12 protein-coding genes are annotated in these 16,393 nt (G+C 65.9%); 7 read left to right on the top strand and 5 right to left on the bottom strand.

All coding sequences use genetic code 11. The features are described from left to right. Nucleotides 1-21: 21 nt before the first annotated feature. From AC5RVY_RS03315 to AC5RVY_RS03300, 4 genes are all read left to right on the top strand, one after another. Complete coding sequence (locus AC5RVY_RS03315) at nucleotides 22-987, top strand: NAD-dependent epimerase/dehydratase family protein (protein ID WP_493953265.1); 966 nt, start codon at nucleotides 22-24, stop codon at nucleotides 985-987. Then, nucleotides 984-1,889 (top strand): 5-dehydro-4-deoxyglucarate dehydratase, encoded by a 906-nt coding sequence (locus AC5RVY_RS03310; RefSeq protein ID WP_493953264.1) that lies wholly within the window; start codon nucleotides 984-986, stop codon nucleotides 1,887-1,889. The genes AC5RVY_RS03315 and AC5RVY_RS03310 overlap by 4 nt, the downstream gene beginning before the upstream one ends. Then, complete coding sequence (locus tag AC5RVY_RS03305) at nucleotides 1,889-2,992, top strand: mandelate racemase/muconate lactonizing enzyme family protein (RefSeq protein WP_493953263.1); 1,104 nt, start codon at nucleotides 1,889-1,891, stop codon at nucleotides 2,990-2,992. The genes AC5RVY_RS03310 and AC5RVY_RS03305 overlap by 1 nt, the downstream gene beginning before the upstream one ends. A 150-nt stretch (nucleotides 2,993-3,142) precedes the next feature. Next, complete coding sequence (locus tag AC5RVY_RS03300; protein ID WP_493953262.1) at nucleotides 3,143-4,612, top strand: aldehyde dehydrogenase (NADP(+)); 1,470 nt, start codon at nucleotides 3,143-3,145, stop codon at nucleotides 4,610-4,612. Nucleotides 4,613-4,712: 100 nt separating this feature from the next. On the opposite strand, the gene AC5RVY_RS03295 is transcribed toward AC5RVY_RS03300, so the two are convergent. From AC5RVY_RS03295 to AC5RVY_RS03280, 4 genes are all read right to left on the bottom strand, one after another. Beyond that, nucleotides 4,713-5,876: a M24 family metallopeptidase gene (locus AC5RVY_RS03295; protein ID WP_493953261.1), complete on the bottom strand. Its 1,164-nt coding sequence runs from the start codon at nucleotides 5,874-5,876 to the stop codon at nucleotides 4,713-4,715. Further along, nucleotides 5,873-8,005, bottom strand: coding sequence for a DUF6807 family protein (locus AC5RVY_RS03290; RefSeq protein WP_493953260.1), 2,133 nt, complete (start codon nucleotides 8,003-8,005; stop codon nucleotides 5,873-5,875). The genes AC5RVY_RS03295 and AC5RVY_RS03290 overlap by 4 nt, the downstream gene beginning before the upstream one ends. Before the next feature lie 53 nt (nucleotides 8,006-8,058). Continuing rightward, complete coding sequence (locus AC5RVY_RS03285) at nucleotides 8,059-9,240, bottom strand: alpha/beta hydrolase family protein (RefSeq protein ID WP_493953690.1); 1,182 nt, start codon at nucleotides 9,238-9,240, stop codon at nucleotides 8,059-8,061. A gap of 151 nt (nucleotides 9,241-9,391) precedes the next feature. Then, nucleotides 9,392-9,931 carry a hypothetical protein gene (locus AC5RVY_RS03280; RefSeq protein WP_493953259.1) on the bottom strand — a complete coding sequence of 180 codons (540 nt, stop codon included), beginning with the start codon at nucleotides 9,929-9,931 and terminating at the stop codon, nucleotides 9,392-9,394. Nucleotides 9,932-10,426: 495 nt separating this feature from the next. Between AC5RVY_RS03280 and AC5RVY_RS03275 the strand changes: the two genes are divergently transcribed. The 3 genes from AC5RVY_RS03275 (at nucleotide 10,427) to AC5RVY_RS03265 (ending at nucleotide 13,910) form a co-directional block, all read left to right on the top strand. Then, complete coding sequence (locus AC5RVY_RS03275; RefSeq protein WP_493953258.1) at nucleotides 10,427-11,371, top strand: carbohydrate ABC transporter permease; 945 nt, start codon at nucleotides 10,427-10,429, stop codon at nucleotides 11,369-11,371. Beyond that, nucleotides 11,361-12,305 carry a carbohydrate ABC transporter permease gene (locus AC5RVY_RS03270; protein WP_493953257.1) on the top strand — a complete coding sequence of 315 codons (945 nt, stop codon included), beginning with the start codon at nucleotides 11,361-11,363 and terminating at the stop codon, nucleotides 12,303-12,305. Before AC5RVY_RS03275 ends, AC5RVY_RS03270 begins: the two co-directional genes overlap by 11 nt. Nucleotides 12,306-12,542: 237 nt before the next feature. Further along, on the top strand, nucleotides 12,543-13,910 hold the full coding sequence (locus AC5RVY_RS03265) for an ABC transporter substrate-binding protein (RefSeq protein WP_493953256.1): 1,368 nt from the start codon (nucleotides 12,543-12,545) through the stop codon (nucleotides 13,908-13,910). 8 nt (nucleotides 13,911-13,918) lie between these two features. Here AC5RVY_RS03265 and AC5RVY_RS03260 read toward each other — a convergent pair whose 3' ends face one another. Beyond that, nucleotides 13,919-16,213 carry a DUF222 domain-containing protein gene (locus AC5RVY_RS03260; RefSeq protein WP_493953255.1) on the bottom strand — a complete coding sequence of 765 codons (2,295 nt, stop codon included), beginning with the start codon at nucleotides 16,211-16,213 and terminating at the stop codon, nucleotides 13,919-13,921. Nucleotides 16,214-16,393: the final 180 nt, after the last annotated feature.

The following is a 16,393-nucleotide window of genomic DNA, read 5'->3' as shown; positions in this document are numbered from 1 at the left end:
CGCCGGATCTGAAGGAATAACATGAGCAGGATTTTTGTCACCGGCGGCTCCGGCCGCCTGGGGCGCAGCGTTGTAGCCGGTCTCGTGGAAAAGGGTCATGAGGTGATCTCGGTGGACCGCGACGCCGTCCCCGCAGACCAGTTGCCGGCCGGCGTCGTGCAGGAAACCGCCGACCTCCTGGCCCCGGGCGAGGCGCTGCGCCTCCTCCGGGAGACCACGCCCGACGCCGTCATCCACCTTGCGGCGATCGCTGTCCCGTTCAGCGCGCCCGAGGACGTCATCTTCGCCACCAACACGCGCCTCGCCTTCGCCGTGATCAGTGCGGCAACGGACGTGGGGGTGCCGAAGATCGTGACGGCCAGCAGCCCCACGGTATTGGGCTACGGTTCACCGGCGGGCTGGCTGCCGCCGTCGTTCCCGCTCGATGAGCGGACACCGCCACGGCCGTGGAACGCGTACGCACTGTCCAAACTCATTGCCGAGCAGACCGTGCAGACGTTCGCTGCAGCACAGGGCGAGAAGATCCGGTACGCGGCTTTCCGCCCGTGCTTTGTGATCTCACCGGAGGAATGGGACGGCGCGCCGACGCAGCAGGGCCATACCCTCGCTGAACGGCTGGCCGATCCCGCCCTCTCCGCTCCTGCACTGTTCAACTATGTGGATGCCCGGGACGTGGCGGATTTCCTGGACCTGCTGCTGAAGAAGATGCCGTCCATCCCCAACGGTGAAACCTTCTTCGTGGGCGCCGCTGACGCCCTGGCCACGAGACCCCTGGCTGAACTGATGCCCCAATTCCTGCCCGGAAGCGAAGTCCTCAGCGCCGGCCTGACCGGCACCAGCCCGGCCTTCTCCATCGCCAAAGCCGAGGAACTCCTGGGCTGGCACCCCACGCGCAATTGGCGTACAGAACTCAAGTCCCGCCCCACCCTCAACGACGAGAACTCCGCGCTGGCCACTGCCGGCAGCGGAGCCAAGGAGACACCATGAAATTCGACGGCGTACTGTTCTTTCCCGTCACCCCGTTTACGGCTGAAGGTGCTGTTGACGTGGAACTGCTCAAGGAGCACATCAGCTCCCGGCTTCCGTTCGGGCCCGGTGGCGTGTTCCCGGCCTGCGGCACCGGCGAATTCCATGCCCTCAGTATCGAGGAGGTCCGCACCGTGGTGACGGCCGCCGTCGAGGTTGTCGCAGGAGAGGTTCCGGTGGTAGCCGGCGCCGGCGGTCCGCTGGGACACGCCATCGCCTCCGCCCGCGCTGCCGAAGAGGCCGGTGCCGACGCCCTCCTGGTGCTGCCTCCTTACCTGGTGACCGGCCCCACGGACGGGCTCGTGGCCTACATCGAAGCCGTGGCCAATGCCAGCAGCCTTCCGGTGATCGTCTACCACCGCGGCAATGCCAAGTTCACCGCCGCCTCCATGGCCCGGCTCGCAGCCAACCCGAAAGTGGTTGGTTTCAAGGACGGACTGGGGGATGTGGGACTGGCGCAGGAGATCGTGTCAGCCGTCAAGGCCACCGGACGCGAGGACTTCGCGTTCTTCAACGGCCTGCTCACTGCAGAACTGACCCAGGGCGCCTATCGCGGCCTCGGCATCCCGCTCTACTCCTCGGCCGCGTTCGCGATGGCACCGGAGATCGCCAAGGCCTACTACGACGCCTACATGGCCGGTGATGAGGACCGCCGCAATGCCCTGCTGGAGGGCTTCTACGCACCGCTCGTCCGGCTCCGCGACCAGACCCCCGGCTTCGGCGTTTCGCTGATCAAGGCAGGCCTGCGCCTGGGTGGCCTGCCGGTGGGCTCCGTGCGCCCGCCGCTGGTTGACCCCACGGAGGAGCAGCTGGTGCAGCTGAAAAGCATCCTTGCCAAGGGCTACGAGCTGGCCGGCCGCTGATGAGTGCCCCGGCCGCCGAAGCGGTCCGCACAGTACCGCGCATTACGGGCCTCTCCAGCCGGCTCATCACTGTTCCGCTGCGCCGCAGCTGGGGCGTTGAGGCGCCCGAGAACCATGTGATCGCCACGGAGATCCACACGGACGACGGCGGTGCGGGGCACGGATTTTCCTGGACGCCCACCATCGGCCCCCAGGCAGTTAAAGCATTACTGGACTACGACATCGCGCCCTTCATCGCCGGATTGCCCGCCAACCCTGAGGTGGTCTGGGACGCCCTGTGGAAACGCCTGCACGAGGCCGGCAGCGGGGGACTGACCACCATTGCGATGGCCGGAGTGGACCTGGCGCTCTGGGACCTCCAGGCCCGCCGCGCCCACACCTCCGTCACCGGACTTCTGGGGCAACGCCACGAGTCCGCCGAGGTCTACGGCTCCGGGGTGAACCTGCACTACAGCCTGGATGAGCTCGTAGCCCAGACGGAACGCTGGGTCGCCGCCGGGCACCAGGCGGTAAAGATCAAGGTGGGCAAACGGGACATCCGTGAGGACGCTGAGCGCGTTGCCGCCGTCCGCTCCGTCCTGGGCCCGGGCCGGAAGCTGATGATCGACGCCAACCAGCGCTGGGACCTGCCCACCACGCTCCGCGCCCTCGATGTCCTCGCCGGGTTTGGCCTGGAGTGGCTCGAGGAACCCATCCGCGCTGACGACCTCTGGGCTTACCGGAGGCTCCGCAAGCACTCGCCCGTGCCGATCGCCCTCGGTGAAAACCTGCACACCATCTACCGCTTCCGCGATTTCATAGAGGCGGAAGCAGTGGACATCGTCCAGCCCAATATCATCCGGGTGGGAGGCATCACTCCGTTCCGCCGCATCGTTGAACTGGCCCGGACCAACAGCATCAAGGTGATGCCGCACCTGCTTCCGGAGCTGTCCGGCCAGCTGGCGTTGACGCTCGCGGAACCCACCCTGGTGGAAGACGTGGAGGAGGCGTCCTTTGAACAGCTGGGGATCCTGGCGGGCCCGTCGCCGGTGCAGTTCAGCAACAGCCAGGTGGCACTGACCGACCAGCAGGGGCTGGGCTTCCGCTTCCGGGTGGACCTGTAAACAGGACGCGCGCCGTATGCCCTGGCGCTGTAACTTTCTGGACGCCGTAATTCCTGGACACGTAGATTCCTGGACACGTAGATTCCCGGACACGTAGATTCCCGGACACACCGCAACGAAGAACGCACATCCACAGAACAGGTACCTGACGTGACAACTGCAACGCTTTCATTGTCCGAGCTCACGGCCGCGGCCGCGGCTGCCGCCAAAATCTCGGCGGCGGCCTCCGACGCGCAGCGGGCCGCCTGGCTCACCGCCGTGGCCGATGCTGTGGACGCCAATGCCGCCGAACTGGTGGAAATCGCCGATTCCGAGACGAGCCTCGGCGCCGGCCGGCTCACCGGGGAAGTGGCCAGGACCAGCGGGCAGCTGCGCCTGTTCGCCCGCGTTATCACCGAGGGCTCCTACCTTGAAGTCGTGATTGACCACGCAAACCCGGACGCCACTCCACCCACGCCCGACCTGCGCCGCATCCTGCGACCCATCGGACCAGTGGCGGTCTTCTCGGCGTCGAACTTCCCGTTCGCCTTCTCTGTGGCCGGTGGCGACACTGCCTCGGCGCTGGCGGTGGGCTGCTCGGTGATCGTCAAGGCCCACTCAGGCCACCTGCGCCTCTCCGAGCGGACCGCTGAAATCGTGGCTGAGGCGCTCCATGCAGCGGGCGCACCGGAAGGCATCTTTGCGTTGGTAACAGGGCGTGAGGTGGGAACAGCCCTGGTCCAAGACCCGGCCATCAAAGCGGTGGGCTTCACCGGTTCCATCCCCGGCGGCCGCGCCCTCTTCGACCTCGCCACGACCCGCCCGGAACCCATCCCGTTCTACGGGGAACTGGGCAGCCTGAACCCGGTGGTTGTCACGGCAGACGCGCTGGCGGAACGCTCCGGCCAGCTTGCCGAGGGCCTGGCCGAGTCCTTCACCCTGGGCGCGGGGCAGTTCTGCACCAAGCCCGGGCTGGTGTTCATCCCGGCCGGAACCGATTTCGCCGCCCAGGTGGCAGAGGCAAGCAAGGACAAACCGGCCTTGGGCATGCTCACCAGCCGGATCGCTGAGGCCTACCCCGACGGCCTGCGCAGTTTCTCCTCCGTGCAGGGTGTGGACGTGGTCAGCGGAAGCGTGGACCAGGACGCGGTGTCCAACGGGGCAGCTCCGGTGGTCTTCTCCACTACGGCCGCCAATGTCCTGGAAAACCCCGGGCAGTTGCTCGAGGAGTGCTTCGGGCCCACCACCATGCTCATCGAATACAAGGACCGGGACGAACTGTCCTCCGTGCTGGCCAAAGTACCGGGCAGCCTGACTGCCACGGTGCACGCCCAGCCCGGGGAGGACATCTCCGCGCTCGTGGAGCAGTTGTCGGAACTCGCCGGGCGCGTCCTTTTCGACGGGTGGCCCACCGGCGTGGCCGTCAGCTGGGCGCAGCAGCACGGCGGACCCTACCCGGCCACCACCTCGCTCTTCACCTCGGTGGGCGCGACGGCGGTCCGCCGCTTCCAGCGCCCGGTCGCCTACCAGGATGCACCGGAAACGGTGCTTCACCCGGCGCTGCTCGAGAGCAACCCGCTCGGCATCCCGCGCCGGGTGGACGGGGAATTGGTGCTTCCTCAGCAACCGTCTCTCACCTGACGTCGGCTTAACCGAAACGCTCTCCCTGTCGCTGCCGGGACTACCGCGGCGACCGGGAGAGCGTTTTTCGTTTTGTTGCAGGAGCTGGGAGAGCGTTTTCCTACAGCTGGAGCGTGTCCGGCCGCTGGAGGCCGTTGACGGTGTTAACCGGCCACCGTGGATCGACGGTAAGGACCTGCAGGCCCGACTCGGCGAGCTGGACGGTGTCCTCGATCTTGACGCCTGGCCCGGACGGATTCCAGGTAAAGGCCTGGTTCAGGACTACGGTGTCCGTTGCGGCAGCGGTGACCCGGGGATCACGGCCCGCGTAACCGGCAGGCCCGCCCTGATGGTGCAGCTCCCACTGGTCCGGGCCGAAGCCGTGCCGGGCGTAGGCTGCCTTGATCTCCGCGAAGATCCGGTCCAGCCGGGCGCCGGGGACGGTGGCGTCGAAGATGTCCGCTTCCACTGCTGCGATGCGCGCCTCGGCGTCGCGCTCTTCCGCGGTGCCGCCGTCGAACCTTACCCAGCGGGTGATGTTGGCGACCATGCCGTCCCTGCGCGCACACACCACGGCCATGGCGCGGCGGCCCAGGGGCGAGTGGGTGGCCAGCGGGTGCCTGAATTCACTCCGGCTGCTGCCGTTGCACAGCAGGACCAGCGGCTCCGCACCGGCGGCGACCACTCGGGCGGCCAGCGCGGACACCAGCTCAAACTCAGTGGTTTCCGGACGGGCCGAGGCGAGGACATCGGTCATGATCACGGCGACGTCGGCACCGAGGCGGGCGTAGCGTTCGCTCTCCGCCGGGAGCAGGCGCTGCCGGGCCGCGCGGAGTTCCTCGGCCACTTCTGCTTCGGCCAGCGGTGCGGTGCCCGTTCCGTCTGCGCTTGTTCCAGCAGGGCCAGCTCCATCTGCGCCAGCTCCAGCGGTACCGACGGCGGCAGCGGCCTCGTGCAGGTTGCCGTACCAGGGCACCGTGTGCAGGGCGACGCCGGCCGGCAGTTCCTCCGCAGCGATCCGGGCGGCTTCGTTGTTGAAGGTGACGAGGTGGTCGCCCTCGCGGTCCACCAGGAGCGCGGCGATTGGATCGCCGGCCAGGCTGATGTGCACCCGGCTGCCATCCAGGTACCAGGTCAGCGCCGTGTTGGTGGTCAGCAGCAGGGAATCCCGGCCTTTCGCGTCGAGGATATCCAGGACGCGTTTTCGCTTGACGGCGCGGTCTTCCGTGGAGGCTGGGGCGACCCTGCCCGCAATCCGTGTGGTGTCGGCTGTTGTCTGGCTCATGAACGGTTCCCCTGCCGGTTGATCAATGCTTCGATGTCTGCTGTGCCGAGGATGCCGTCGGCCACAAAAACGGTGATGCTGCGTTGGACGGGCCTGCCGGGTTCAGCGATGACCGGTGCGCCCCACGCCAATGACTGGCCCACCCCCGGGTAGCCGTCCACACGGACGAACCAGGGGTCTGTGGAACCCTCCGTGGCCACAAAAACGAGCGTGGCGCTGCCCGAGCTGGAAGTTGCCGCCTCTGCTGTCCCGGCCCCCGGTGTTCCCGCACCGGATGTTCCCGCCCCGAATGTCCCGGCCCAGGCGAGCCAAGGGCTCAGGGAGCCATGAACCTCGGATTCCCCGGTGCCCGCGGGCGTCCAGACGGTGGCGTCGTCGCATCCGGGCAGCCGCCAGAAGAATCCGCCGTAGCCGCCTTCGTGGCGGCCGTTGGAGCCGGGGCTTCCCAGGCTCACTGGATGGTTGCCGGCGGGGGAAAGGGCGAAGTCCAGGGAGAGCTGCCAGGTGGAAGAGTCGACGCCGGACCAGGCCCAGGTGCGTTCCTCCACCAGGACCGTGGCGGCGTCGGGTCCGTTCCAGCTGAGGGATTCCTGCAGCCGGCCTTCCCGGCTGCCTGTCAACGCATTGGCCTCCTCCATCAAGGTGGCCGTGCTGGTGATGGTGCCATGGTCCGGGCGCCAGATGTACTGTCCGGCGTCGCGCGTGTAGGTACGGCCGCCCCAAAAGTTGATGCCGTCGACGTCCTGCAGGGCCACCCCGACGCCCAGGTGCCACACGTGGTCCAGCGGTTGATGATCGGTGACCACGGTTCCGGCAAGGGTCCGGACCGGGTGCAGGTACGGCCGCGGGGAAGAGACCGCACGGATGCGGCTGCCGTCCTGGTACTCTGCAACCCCGTGGCCGTCCACCGTCAGCGTGCGCACTGGTGGCACTTTCCGGGCCCAGGGCACGCCCAGTTCAGCGAACGTGGCCTGTGCTTTGGCGGCCCGCTCGAGCAAGGGCCCGATGCCGTGCACTACGGGATGGGCCTCGTCGCCTTCGCCCTCCCACGTGATGTGGTCAGGGCTGATCTCCTGCGGTGCCGGTGCGGTGCGGATGGCTTCGAGCACCGTGGTGAAAGCGCCGGTGTCCGGGAAGGAACAGAGCAGAGGGGCCCCGGTGGAGCGAGCGTCCAGGAGGTTCTCCAACAGGTCGGTGCGGCCGAATGTTTCACGGCGCTCGCCGTCGGCCGTGGTGATAAGCACCTCATCTTCGGTGTAGAACAGGGTGATCTCCCCGAGCGTGCCGTGCACCGTCACGGAGGGGTTTTCCTGCTCCGCCGCGCACAGTGTCAGGCCGCAGAGCAGGGTAGTGCCTCCGGCGGTCCGCACGCGGAGGATGGAGGTGTCGTCGCTCTCGGTATCGTGCGCCCGGTAAAGGTCCGTGTCCACCGAGTCCACGTCCGCAATGGTGCGGGCCCCGGCCATGTGGAGCGCCGTGGCCACCGCGTGCGCGAGGGCGTTGGTTGCCACGCCGTCCACCACGTCGATGCCATCCAGGCTCCGCTTCCCCGCCCAGCGTGACCGCTTGAAGTACGCCTTGCTCCGTACCCATTGCCCTGTTGCGCTCAGCCCGAGGACGTCGCCGATGCCGCCGGATTCAACAAGTGCCCGGATGGCAGGCAGCGCGTGGGAGCCAAGGCTTTGGAAGCCCACCTGAACCAGCCGTCCGGCGGCTTCGGCCGCTGCCAGCACCTCCTGGAACTGGGCGAGGGACGCCACGGGCGGTTTTTCCACATAGACGTCTTTGCCCGCTGACAAAGCGGCGAGGGCCAAGGGAGCATGGGTCTGGATGGGGGTGGCAAGAATAACCACGTCGACGCCCGGGTCCGCGGCCAGCAGCTGCGCCAGGTCATCGAAGACGGCTACGGAGTCTGCCAGCCGTCCCTGCGCCGGCGGGTTGGGGTCCGCCACGGCGACAAGTTGGGCGACGCCGGCCTCCTCCAGCCGGGCCAGGTTGGCCAGATGCTGTTCACCGAAGCCGTGGACGCCTACCAGCGCTATGCGTGGAACGGCCACCCGATCAGGGGCGGTCGGGTTGTCACCGGCGGGCTGCGTGCTGCTCTCCGCGGTGGCGGGTTGTTGAATCATGAGGATGGTCCTTGAAGGCTGAAGGCTGGAGGTGGACTGGAAGCTGGGGTGGATCAGAAGCTTGGGGTCGATGCCGACGTGAGGTTGGATTGAGGATGAAGTGTGGCGGCGAGGAAGTCCAGTGCTTCGTCCTGCATGCGGGACGTGAACACGTGCCCGCCGGCCCAGAAGCGTCCGGTGTAGGTTCCGGGTGGGTGCAGTGACTCAAGGATGGCGTGGGCCTCGCGCATGCCGTCTTCGGGAAAGAGTTCGTCGGCCAAGGCGTACTGGACCAGCAGGCGGCCGGCTGTTGACCGTGCGCTCAGCTCCGGCCAGTCGCCCAGCCGCCACAGGCGTGGAGTCTGCAGCAGCCAGGAATGGGCATCCAGGTGGGCAGGCAGCAGTGACTGGAACGTGGTCATCATGCAGGTCACCACGTAGCTGCGGATCCGGGGGCTCAGCGCGGCGAGGGCAAGGGAACGGCCGCCGCCGCCGGAGAACCCCATACAGCCCAGCCGGTCCTGGTCCACCCCGGGCAGTCCGGCGAGGATCTCCAGGGCTGCGAGGTCGTCATGGGCCACCATGCCGGCGAGGCTGGTTCCGAGGAGGCCTGCGGTTTTGGCGACGGTTTCTTCGTGGAATCCGGCCGCGGCGTTGTACACCTCGGCTTCGGAAGGCACGACGCCGTCCTCCCGCCATTGCGCCCGCCTCGCCTCAAGTGCCGAGGCCGTCCGCCAGGGCGGGACGTCGAGGTTAAAGCGGCGGCTTCCCCAGGCGAAAGCGTCGTGGGCCAAAACGGCGAAGCCGCGCCGCGCGATGTCAGTGGCGAGTGCATGGCCGTCGTAGTGCCCGGCCCGCGCGTTTTCCGCCGAGGGATGGGACTCGTGGAGTTCCACCAACCGGTCTGCGCCACCGAACTTGTTCCCGCCATGGCAGTGCAATGCCAGGACGCCGGGCAGGGGACCGGCAGCACCCGCCGGCCGAATCAGCCAGCCGGTGCTGCGGGGACCAAAGCCCAACTGCCAGCTGAGCTGGGAGGTGGTGACGCCGTCGTGCGTCCTATCCCAGTGGACCGTCACCTCAGGGGTCCGCAGCGCCGCGGGCACGCCGAGGACGTCCGCCAGTTCCTGCGACGCTTCGCCAGCGGCCTGGTACCGGGGGTGTTGCTGGACGTAGCCGGGCCAGTCCTCGTAGCCGGCAATCGCACTGGGCCGTGGTGGGCGGGAATCGCGGGACGGGTCACCATCCCGACGCAGGCCACCATCCTGACGCGGGCCACCGTCCCGGTGCGGGCCACCGTCCTGACGCAGTTCCCCACGACTGCTCAGCCCGGCATCAGGGCCCAGCCGGGCATCGGGAGTCAGGCCACCAGCACTGCTGAACGCAACATCAGGATTAGGTCCGGCCTTACGGTTCACGGGCTTGCCTCCGGTTCGCCTGGTGATACGGGATGGGTATGGTGACACCAGAATCATCCCTGGAGTAGCCCAGGTTCGAGTTGACCTCTTGGATGAAGCCTGGGGCGGCGTCCCGCAGGGAGATCTTCCCGAACAATACATCGGTGTTGAACCTGTTGAGGACCTCCATGGAGGCGGAGGATCCAGCGGGGAACGGCAGCGGCGGGTCGATGTCCATCGTGGCGAGACGGTCCAGGTATGCCGCTTCCTTCTGCTGGGATTCCTTCATGAGGGGGGTGATGGCGGCCTTGAGTTCGGTTTTGGCGGGCATGCCCCGGTCGCTCTTGATCTTGGTGGCGGCGTCAACGTTGTTCACCAGGTAGTTGATGAACTGCGCCGCTTCCTTGGGGTGCGCAAACTTGGCGGAGATGGCGTATTCCATCGAGGACCGCAACCAGGAACCGGGCTGCTTGCTCTCGTTGGGCAGCTTCATCATGACCAGCGGCGAACCCGAGTAGGAGTTCATCCGGTTGCTCCAAGAGATCTTCATGCCTTGCTTGCCCTGGCCCAACCCACGGTTCCTACCTTGCCGGCTTCGGGATTTCCGCCGCAGCCGGTGAGAACCAGCGCCAGCGCTGCTGAAGCGCCGGCTGCTGCCATTGACGATATCTCGAGACCAAACCGCATTGTCCTGCCTCTCAGTTGGTGAACCAGGGTGACATAACCGCCTAGGATGGAAAGCGCTTTCTCAAAAGCTAACAAAGGGCTATACAAGAGTCAAGAAACCGTTTACTTTGGTACGGAGCAGCATTCTCATCCGCCACCGCCCAAGGGTGGCGCGCAAGACGATCATCAATCCAATGCCACCTTCACTTGGAGGCCTGGCGGGGGAGGTGGGCGTCCTCGATCACTCCGGCGACAACCAACACGTGGAGGCCACGATGACCAAAGGAGACCACATGGCCGCTAAGCACATACCCAGGGCGCCGCGCCCGGCAGGAATGCCGGCTGCAGCGGAGCACTTGACCGGAACGGGGTTGATGCAATGAGCGCCATCAGCGAACTCAGCTCCATCTCCCGGCGGAAGGGCAAGGCCACCGCTGAGGAGAAGAAGGCGAACGGCCGGGACAATAAGGCCGCCTACATCTTCCTGCTGCCGTGGCTGGTTGGCCTGGTGGCCATCACCATCGGCCCCATGCTGATGTCCCTCTACCTGTCCTTCACGGACTACAACCTGCTCCAGCCGCCGGAATGGACGGGACTGGAGAACTTCACCCGGATGCTCAGCGACGCCCGGCTGCACAACTCGCTGCGGGTGACCTTCACCTACGTGTTTGTCGGTGTTCCGCTCCAGCTCGCAGTGGCTCTGCTGATCGCACTTGTCCTGGACAAGGGGTTGCGGGGATTGCCGTTCTACCGGTCCGTGTTCTACCTGCCCTCCCTTCTGGGCGGTTCGGTAGCCGTGGCCATCCTGTGGAAGCAGATCTTCGGCACCACCGGCCTGGTCAACCAGGTCCTGGCGATGTTCGGCATCCAGGGGCCGGGGTGGATCTCGGACCCCAGCACCGCGCTCGGCTCGATCATCCTGCTGCACGTCTGGACCTTTGGCGCTCCCATGATCATCTTCCTGGCCGGCCTGCGGCAGATCCCGAACATGTACTACGAGGCGGCCAAGGTTGACGGTGCCACCACGCTCCAGCAGTTCTGGAGGATCACCCTGCCGATGCTGAGCCCCATCATCTTCTTCAACCTGGTGCTCCAGATCATCGGTTCGTTCCAGTCGTTCACGCAGGCGTTCATTGTTTCCGGCGGTAACGGCGGGCCCTCGGACTCCACGATGTTCTTCACCCTGTACCTGTACCAAAAGGGCTTCGGCCAGTTCGACATGGGCTACGCGTCCGCAATGGCGTGGGTCCTGCTGCTGATCATCGGCGTCTTCACCGCTATCAATTTCATCGCTTCTAAGTATTGGGTTTTCTATGACGACTAAGCTTGAGCTGCCCGCCCCGGACAAAAAGTCACCCGGCGCCGGCACGCCTACGAACCACCGCAAGCCCAAAGTCCGGGAGTCCCGCGGCACCCTGGCTTTCAGCCGTTCGCAGCGGACAAAAGCCCTTATCAAGCATGCGATCCTGATCCTGGCCGGCGGGCTGATGATCTACCCGCTGCTGTGGATGGTGGTTTCCTCGCTGCGGCCCAACGAGCTGATCTTCCGCGAGCCGGGCCTGTGGCTGAACAGCCTGGAAATGGGCAACTACACGTCCGGCTGGTCCGCCCTGACCCACCCTTTCGGCCACTACATGCTCAACTCGGCCATCGTGGTGATCGGCTCCATCCTGGGCAACCTCATTTCCTGCTCGATGGCCGCCTACGCCTTCGCGCGGCTGCAGTTCACCGGCAAAAAACTGTTTTTCGGCATCATGCTGCTGACCATCATGCTGCCGTTCCACGTGGTCATCGTGCCGCAGTACATCCTGTTCTCGCAGATCGGCTGGGTGAATACGTTCTGGCCGCTCCTGGTACCCAAGCTGCTCGCCACGGATGCGTTCTTCGTGTTCCTGATGGTCCAGTTCATCCGCGGCATTCCCCGGGAACTGGACGAGGCCGCGAGGATCGACGGCGCAGGCCACCCGCGTATCTTCCTGCGGGTCATCCTGCCGCTGATGGTCCCTGCGCTGGCCACCACCACCATCTTCACGTTCATCTGGACCTGGAACGACTTCTTCGGCGCCCTGATCTACCTGACGGACCCGGACATGTTTACTGTTCCGGTAGCACTCCGGGCCTTTGTCGACTCACAGTCGGCCACGAGCTGGGGATCGTTGTTCGCAATGTCCATCGTTTCCCTCTTGCCGGTGTTCCTGGTCTTCCTCTTCGGCCAGCGGTTCCTCATCAAGGGCATCGCCACCACCGGCATCAAGTAGCCGCAGCAACTGGTCCGGTTCCACCTCCCCTGATGGGATCGGCTGCCAGCCTGGAAGCGGCCCGCCCACAGATGGGCCGCTTCTGCTTCCAAAAGTGTTGCCGCCAGATCTTGTGATACAAGTTGCAGACTTGTAGTATTGCATTCCAGAAACCGGTTTCCCGTTTCTGCCCTTTCAGTCCTGAATCCTTTCCCCATTCGCATCCAAGCACCATGATCAAAGAAGATCGGAGTACCAGTGCCGCTTTTTTCCCGCTCTGCCTCCGCTGCTACCCAGCAGCCGGCAGCAACATCCTCCACCGGCGGACGCCGCCCCATACGTAAGACCGGCGTTGCAGCTGCAGCGGCCGCCGTCGTTATGGCCTTGAGCCTCAGTGCCTGCGGCGGGGGAGCCGGCCAGCAAAGCGCCGACGGTCCGGTTGAACTGCGGTTCTCCTGGTGGGGCGGCGACAAGCGCGCGCAGCTGACCCAGGAAGCCATCAAGCAGTTCGAGGCTGAAAACCCCAATATCAAGGTCAAGCCGGAATTCGGCGACTGGAGCGGTTATTGGGACAAGCTGGCCACACAGGTCGCCGCCAACGACGCCCCCGATATCATCCAGATGGATGAAAAGTACATCACGGAATACTCCAGCCGCGGCGCGCTTCTTGACCTTTCCAAGTACGACATCGACACTTCCAAGCTCGACGAGGCCGCCCTCAACGCGGGCAAGGGCGAAGACGGCCTGACGGGTATCGCAGCCGGCATCAACGCAGCGACTATCCTGGCGAACCCCAAGGTGTTTGAGGCTGCAGGCGTACCACTGCCGGACGATTCGAAGTGGACCTGGCAGGACTTCGAGCGGATTGCCGCTGACATCACGGCCAAGTCCCCTAAGGGCACCTATGGGGCGGCCGCCTATGGAACCGATGAAGCGTCATTGGGCGTTTGGCTCCGCCAGAACGGCAAGTCCCTGTACACCTCGGACGGCAAGCTGGGCTTTGAGCCGGGCGACATCGCCGAATGGTGGGCGTTCCTGAAGGAGCTCAGCGAAAAGAAGGCAGTTCCGACCGCGTCCGAGGTGGTAGAGGCCGAGGCCGCGCCGCTGGACCAGAGTGGACTCGCCACCGGCAAAAACGGCATGGCTTTCTGGTGGTCCAACCAGGCTCCTGCGCTGGAAAAGGCATCCGGCGGTGACCTGAAGATCCTGCGGTTCCCCACCAAGACGGGTTCGGCAGACGATGCGGGGCTTTGGTACAAGGCATCCCAGTTCTGGTCGGCCTCTTCGCGCACCAAGCACCCTGAGGAAACCGCCAAGTTCATCAACTTCCTGGCCAACAACGTCAAGGCCGGCGAGGCCCTCCTGGCCGACCGCGGCGTCTACCCCAACTCGGAAGTCCGTGCAGCCATCGAATCCAAGCTGACCCCGTCCGACGTCAAGGTGGTCAAGTTCATCGACCAGATCAAGGACGAGCTCGGTGAGGCCCCGGCCCCGCCGCCGAAGGGCGCAGGCGCCATCCAGGAAATCATCAAGCGCTATACCTCCGAGGTCCTCTTCGAGAGGCTTTCCACGGAGGACGCAGGCAAGAAGGCGCACGACGAGATGAAGTCCGCCATCAGCAGCTAGTTTCAGTTTCAAAGACAGCCAGTCTTCACGCCGCCAACACGGCTCTGGACAACTTGGGTGGCCGCCTCCTCCGCCCAGAACGTCCGACGGCGGGTGGCAGCTCCGTCCCGGCGGGAACCTTTAGGTTCCTTCCGGGGCGGAGCTGTTTGTGGGGCTTTCTGCTCGTTTATGGGGATTTTTCGGGCCGACAATGTGGTCCCGTGGTCTATTCGGGGGGGTGTTGGTGGTGGGGGTGGTTTGAAGTAGTGGTTTTGTTGGGGTTTTTGGTGGGGGTCGAGGTGTTTTGGGGGTGTGAACCAGGGGGTGCCGTTGGTGGTGGTGATGGTCCATTGTTCTTTGTGGATGAGGTGGTGGTGGCCGCTGCAGAGCAGGACGCCGTTGTCCGGTGTGGTGTGTCCGCCGTGGGACCAGTAGGTGATGTGGTGGGCTTCGCACCAGGGGGCGGGGATGGTGCAGTTGGGGAAGGCGCAGCCTTGGTCGCGGGCGATGAGGGCGGTGCGTTGGGCTGGGCTGAAGAGCCGGGTTTTGCGGCCGAGGTCCAGGAGTTCGCCGTCGGTGCCGAGGATGGCGGGGATGATGTCGGTGTCGCAGGCGATTTTGCGCAGGGTGGCGGCGGCGACGGGCCCGGTGAACACAAAATTGCCGGTGCCGGTGCCGTTGCTGGCGCCTGTGGCCGTGGTGTTGGTTCGGTTGCTGACGGCGCCGGTGCCCATGCCGTTGCCCGTGCCGGGTAAGGAACTGTTGCCCTCGGGGCTATTCACTGCAGAACCTGTGCCTGTGCGGGTGCCTCCGGGGTTGCTGTTGCCGTTGCCGGTGTCTCGGGTATTGGCACGGGTGGCGGTGCCGGGGTGGTGGGGGAGGAGGTCTTGGTAGTTGATGGTGGCGATGATCTGGGGGCGGTTGCCACCGGTGGCGGGCAGGGCGTTGGTGGCAAGGGCTACTTTGGCGGCGTCGACGAGTCCGTCGAGTTGTTTTTGCGGGCGGGTGCGCCGGTCCAGGTCCGGGCCGGTGGCTGTGGTGGTGCGGGGGTTGGTGGCTGTGTTCATGACGGTGAGGAGGTGTTCGTATTGGTCGGTGGTGGCGAAGATTTCGAGGTGGTGGAGTCCGTGGCGGGGTTTGCGGATGAAGGCGCCTTGGCTGTGGCGGAGGGCTTCTTCGCTGGGTTCGGTGCCGTCGGCGTCGATGGTGTCGGCCCAGCGGCGGGCGACGCGGGTGAGGAAGTCCGGATCTGATGCCGCTGCGGTGGCGGTGAGGTTTTCTTCGATCAGGGACAGTTTCTCGGGTGTGGTGAGGTGTTGGAGCCGGTTCAGGGTCAGGGCGATGATGGTCCCAGCGCGGGACGACGCTACCGGGGCGTCCGGGGCCTGGGCCACTGCCGGGTCTTCGGCGCCGGCGCTGTTGTTGGCGGATGTGGGTGTGAGGGCGGCGGCGAGGTGTTCGCGGGGTGCGGGGATGCTGTCGCCGGTGAGCGTTGGGGTGGGCAGGATGTCTCTTGCCAAAGCGAGACGGCGGTTGGCTTCGCTTTTGCCGATCCGCAGCAGGAGCCGGAGGAACTCGGCGGTGTTGGCGCAGCCGTCATCCGCCGGTGAGGTCACGACACGGTCCTGACTCCCAGACCCAGCCCCACTCCCGGAATCGGTGGATTCGTCGGGGCTGCTTGAACTGGGTGCTGCTGGTGGGCCGGGCCAGTTGGCATCTGTTTCGTCCAGAGTCTCGCCCCCGTTGTCCCAGCCGGTAACCCAGCCCTTGCCCGCGCGGGAGCGGCTGGCCCGCGCGGCGTCCGCGGCGGCGATGGCCTCGGTCCGGGTCCGGTCCACGGCCCCGGCGGACAGGACCTGCAGATACTCGGCAGTCCGGGAGAGATCCTCCACTCCAGCAGCGTAGGTGGCGGCTTCAACGTAGCTGGCCCCGGCAAGCATGGACGGCGCGGCAGCAGCGGCCTGCGCCACGAGCCTGCCGAGCTCCGCCAGACCCAGCGGCCCCCCGGCACCCAAGGAATCCGCCGGCGCCGGCCCTGCCACGGGCCCCGCGAGTGCTGAAGCAGGCTCGGTGGGCGCCGCTGGCGTGGTGTCGTCATCGTGCATGGGCTCGGTGGGTACAGCCTGGAGGGGCCAGCCGGGACTAAGCGGGGTGCGGTCGTCGTAGTCAGCGCGTGCGTACGGGCCGGAAACGGCAAAAGAACCGGAACTGACCGCTGCCGGACTTTTGCAGCCCGAGGGTGCCGGCAAGGTGGGAACCCCAGCCCCACCGAGCACCACGACGCTACCGCCGAACTGCTCAGGCCGTTCCCCAATGGCTTCCATAACCCCATTTTGGTGTGGGGGTCGGACAATTCTGCCGCCAAGGTCAGCAAACCGAGAAGCGCGCGAAGTCGTCCCGGGCTGTATTGCAGAATCAGCGACTAAGGAGCCACCAGGAACCAGCGCAGGCGCGGCGGTGGAGCCGCCGAACTCTGCGAGCTGATACCCAATATCCTCCATAGG

The organism is Arthrobacter sp. Ha26 (assembly GCF_059091705.1).
Note: the sequence above shows the minus strand (reverse complement) of the source record. Positions and strands in the feature narration are given on the sequence as shown.

Coding starts and splice junctions, on each gene's coding strand:
- AC5RVY_RS03315 (WP_493953265.1), top strand. CDS start 22: ATGAGCAGGATTTTTGTCACCGGCGGCTCCGGCCGCCTGGGGCGCAGC.
- AC5RVY_RS03290 (WP_493953260.1), bottom strand. CDS start 8,005: ATGATTCAACAACCCGCCACCGCGGAGAGCAGCACGCAGCCCGCCGGT.
- AC5RVY_RS03270 (WP_493953257.1), top strand. CDS start 11,361: ATGACGACTAAGCTTGAGCTGCCCGCCCCGGACAAAAAGTCACCCGGC.
- AC5RVY_RS03310 (WP_493953264.1), top strand. CDS start 984: ATGAAATTCGACGGCGTACTGTTCTTTCCCGTCACCCCGTTTACGGCT.
- AC5RVY_RS03280 (WP_493953259.1), bottom strand. CDS start 9,931: ATGAAGATCTCTTGGAGCAACCGGATGAACTCCTACTCGGGTTCGCCG.
- AC5RVY_RS03260 (WP_493953255.1), bottom strand. CDS start 16,213: ATGGAAGCCATTGGGGAACGGCCTGAGCAGTTCGGCGGTAGCGTCGTG.
- AC5RVY_RS03305 (WP_493953263.1), top strand. CDS start 1,889: ATGAGTGCCCCGGCCGCCGAAGCGGTCCGCACAGTACCGCGCATTACG.
- AC5RVY_RS03295 (WP_493953261.1), bottom strand. CDS start 5,876: ATGAGCCAGACAACAGCCGACACCACACGGATTGCGGGCAGGGTCGCC.
- AC5RVY_RS03275 (WP_493953258.1), top strand. CDS start 10,427: ATGAGCGCCATCAGCGAACTCAGCTCCATCTCCCGGCGGAAGGGCAAG.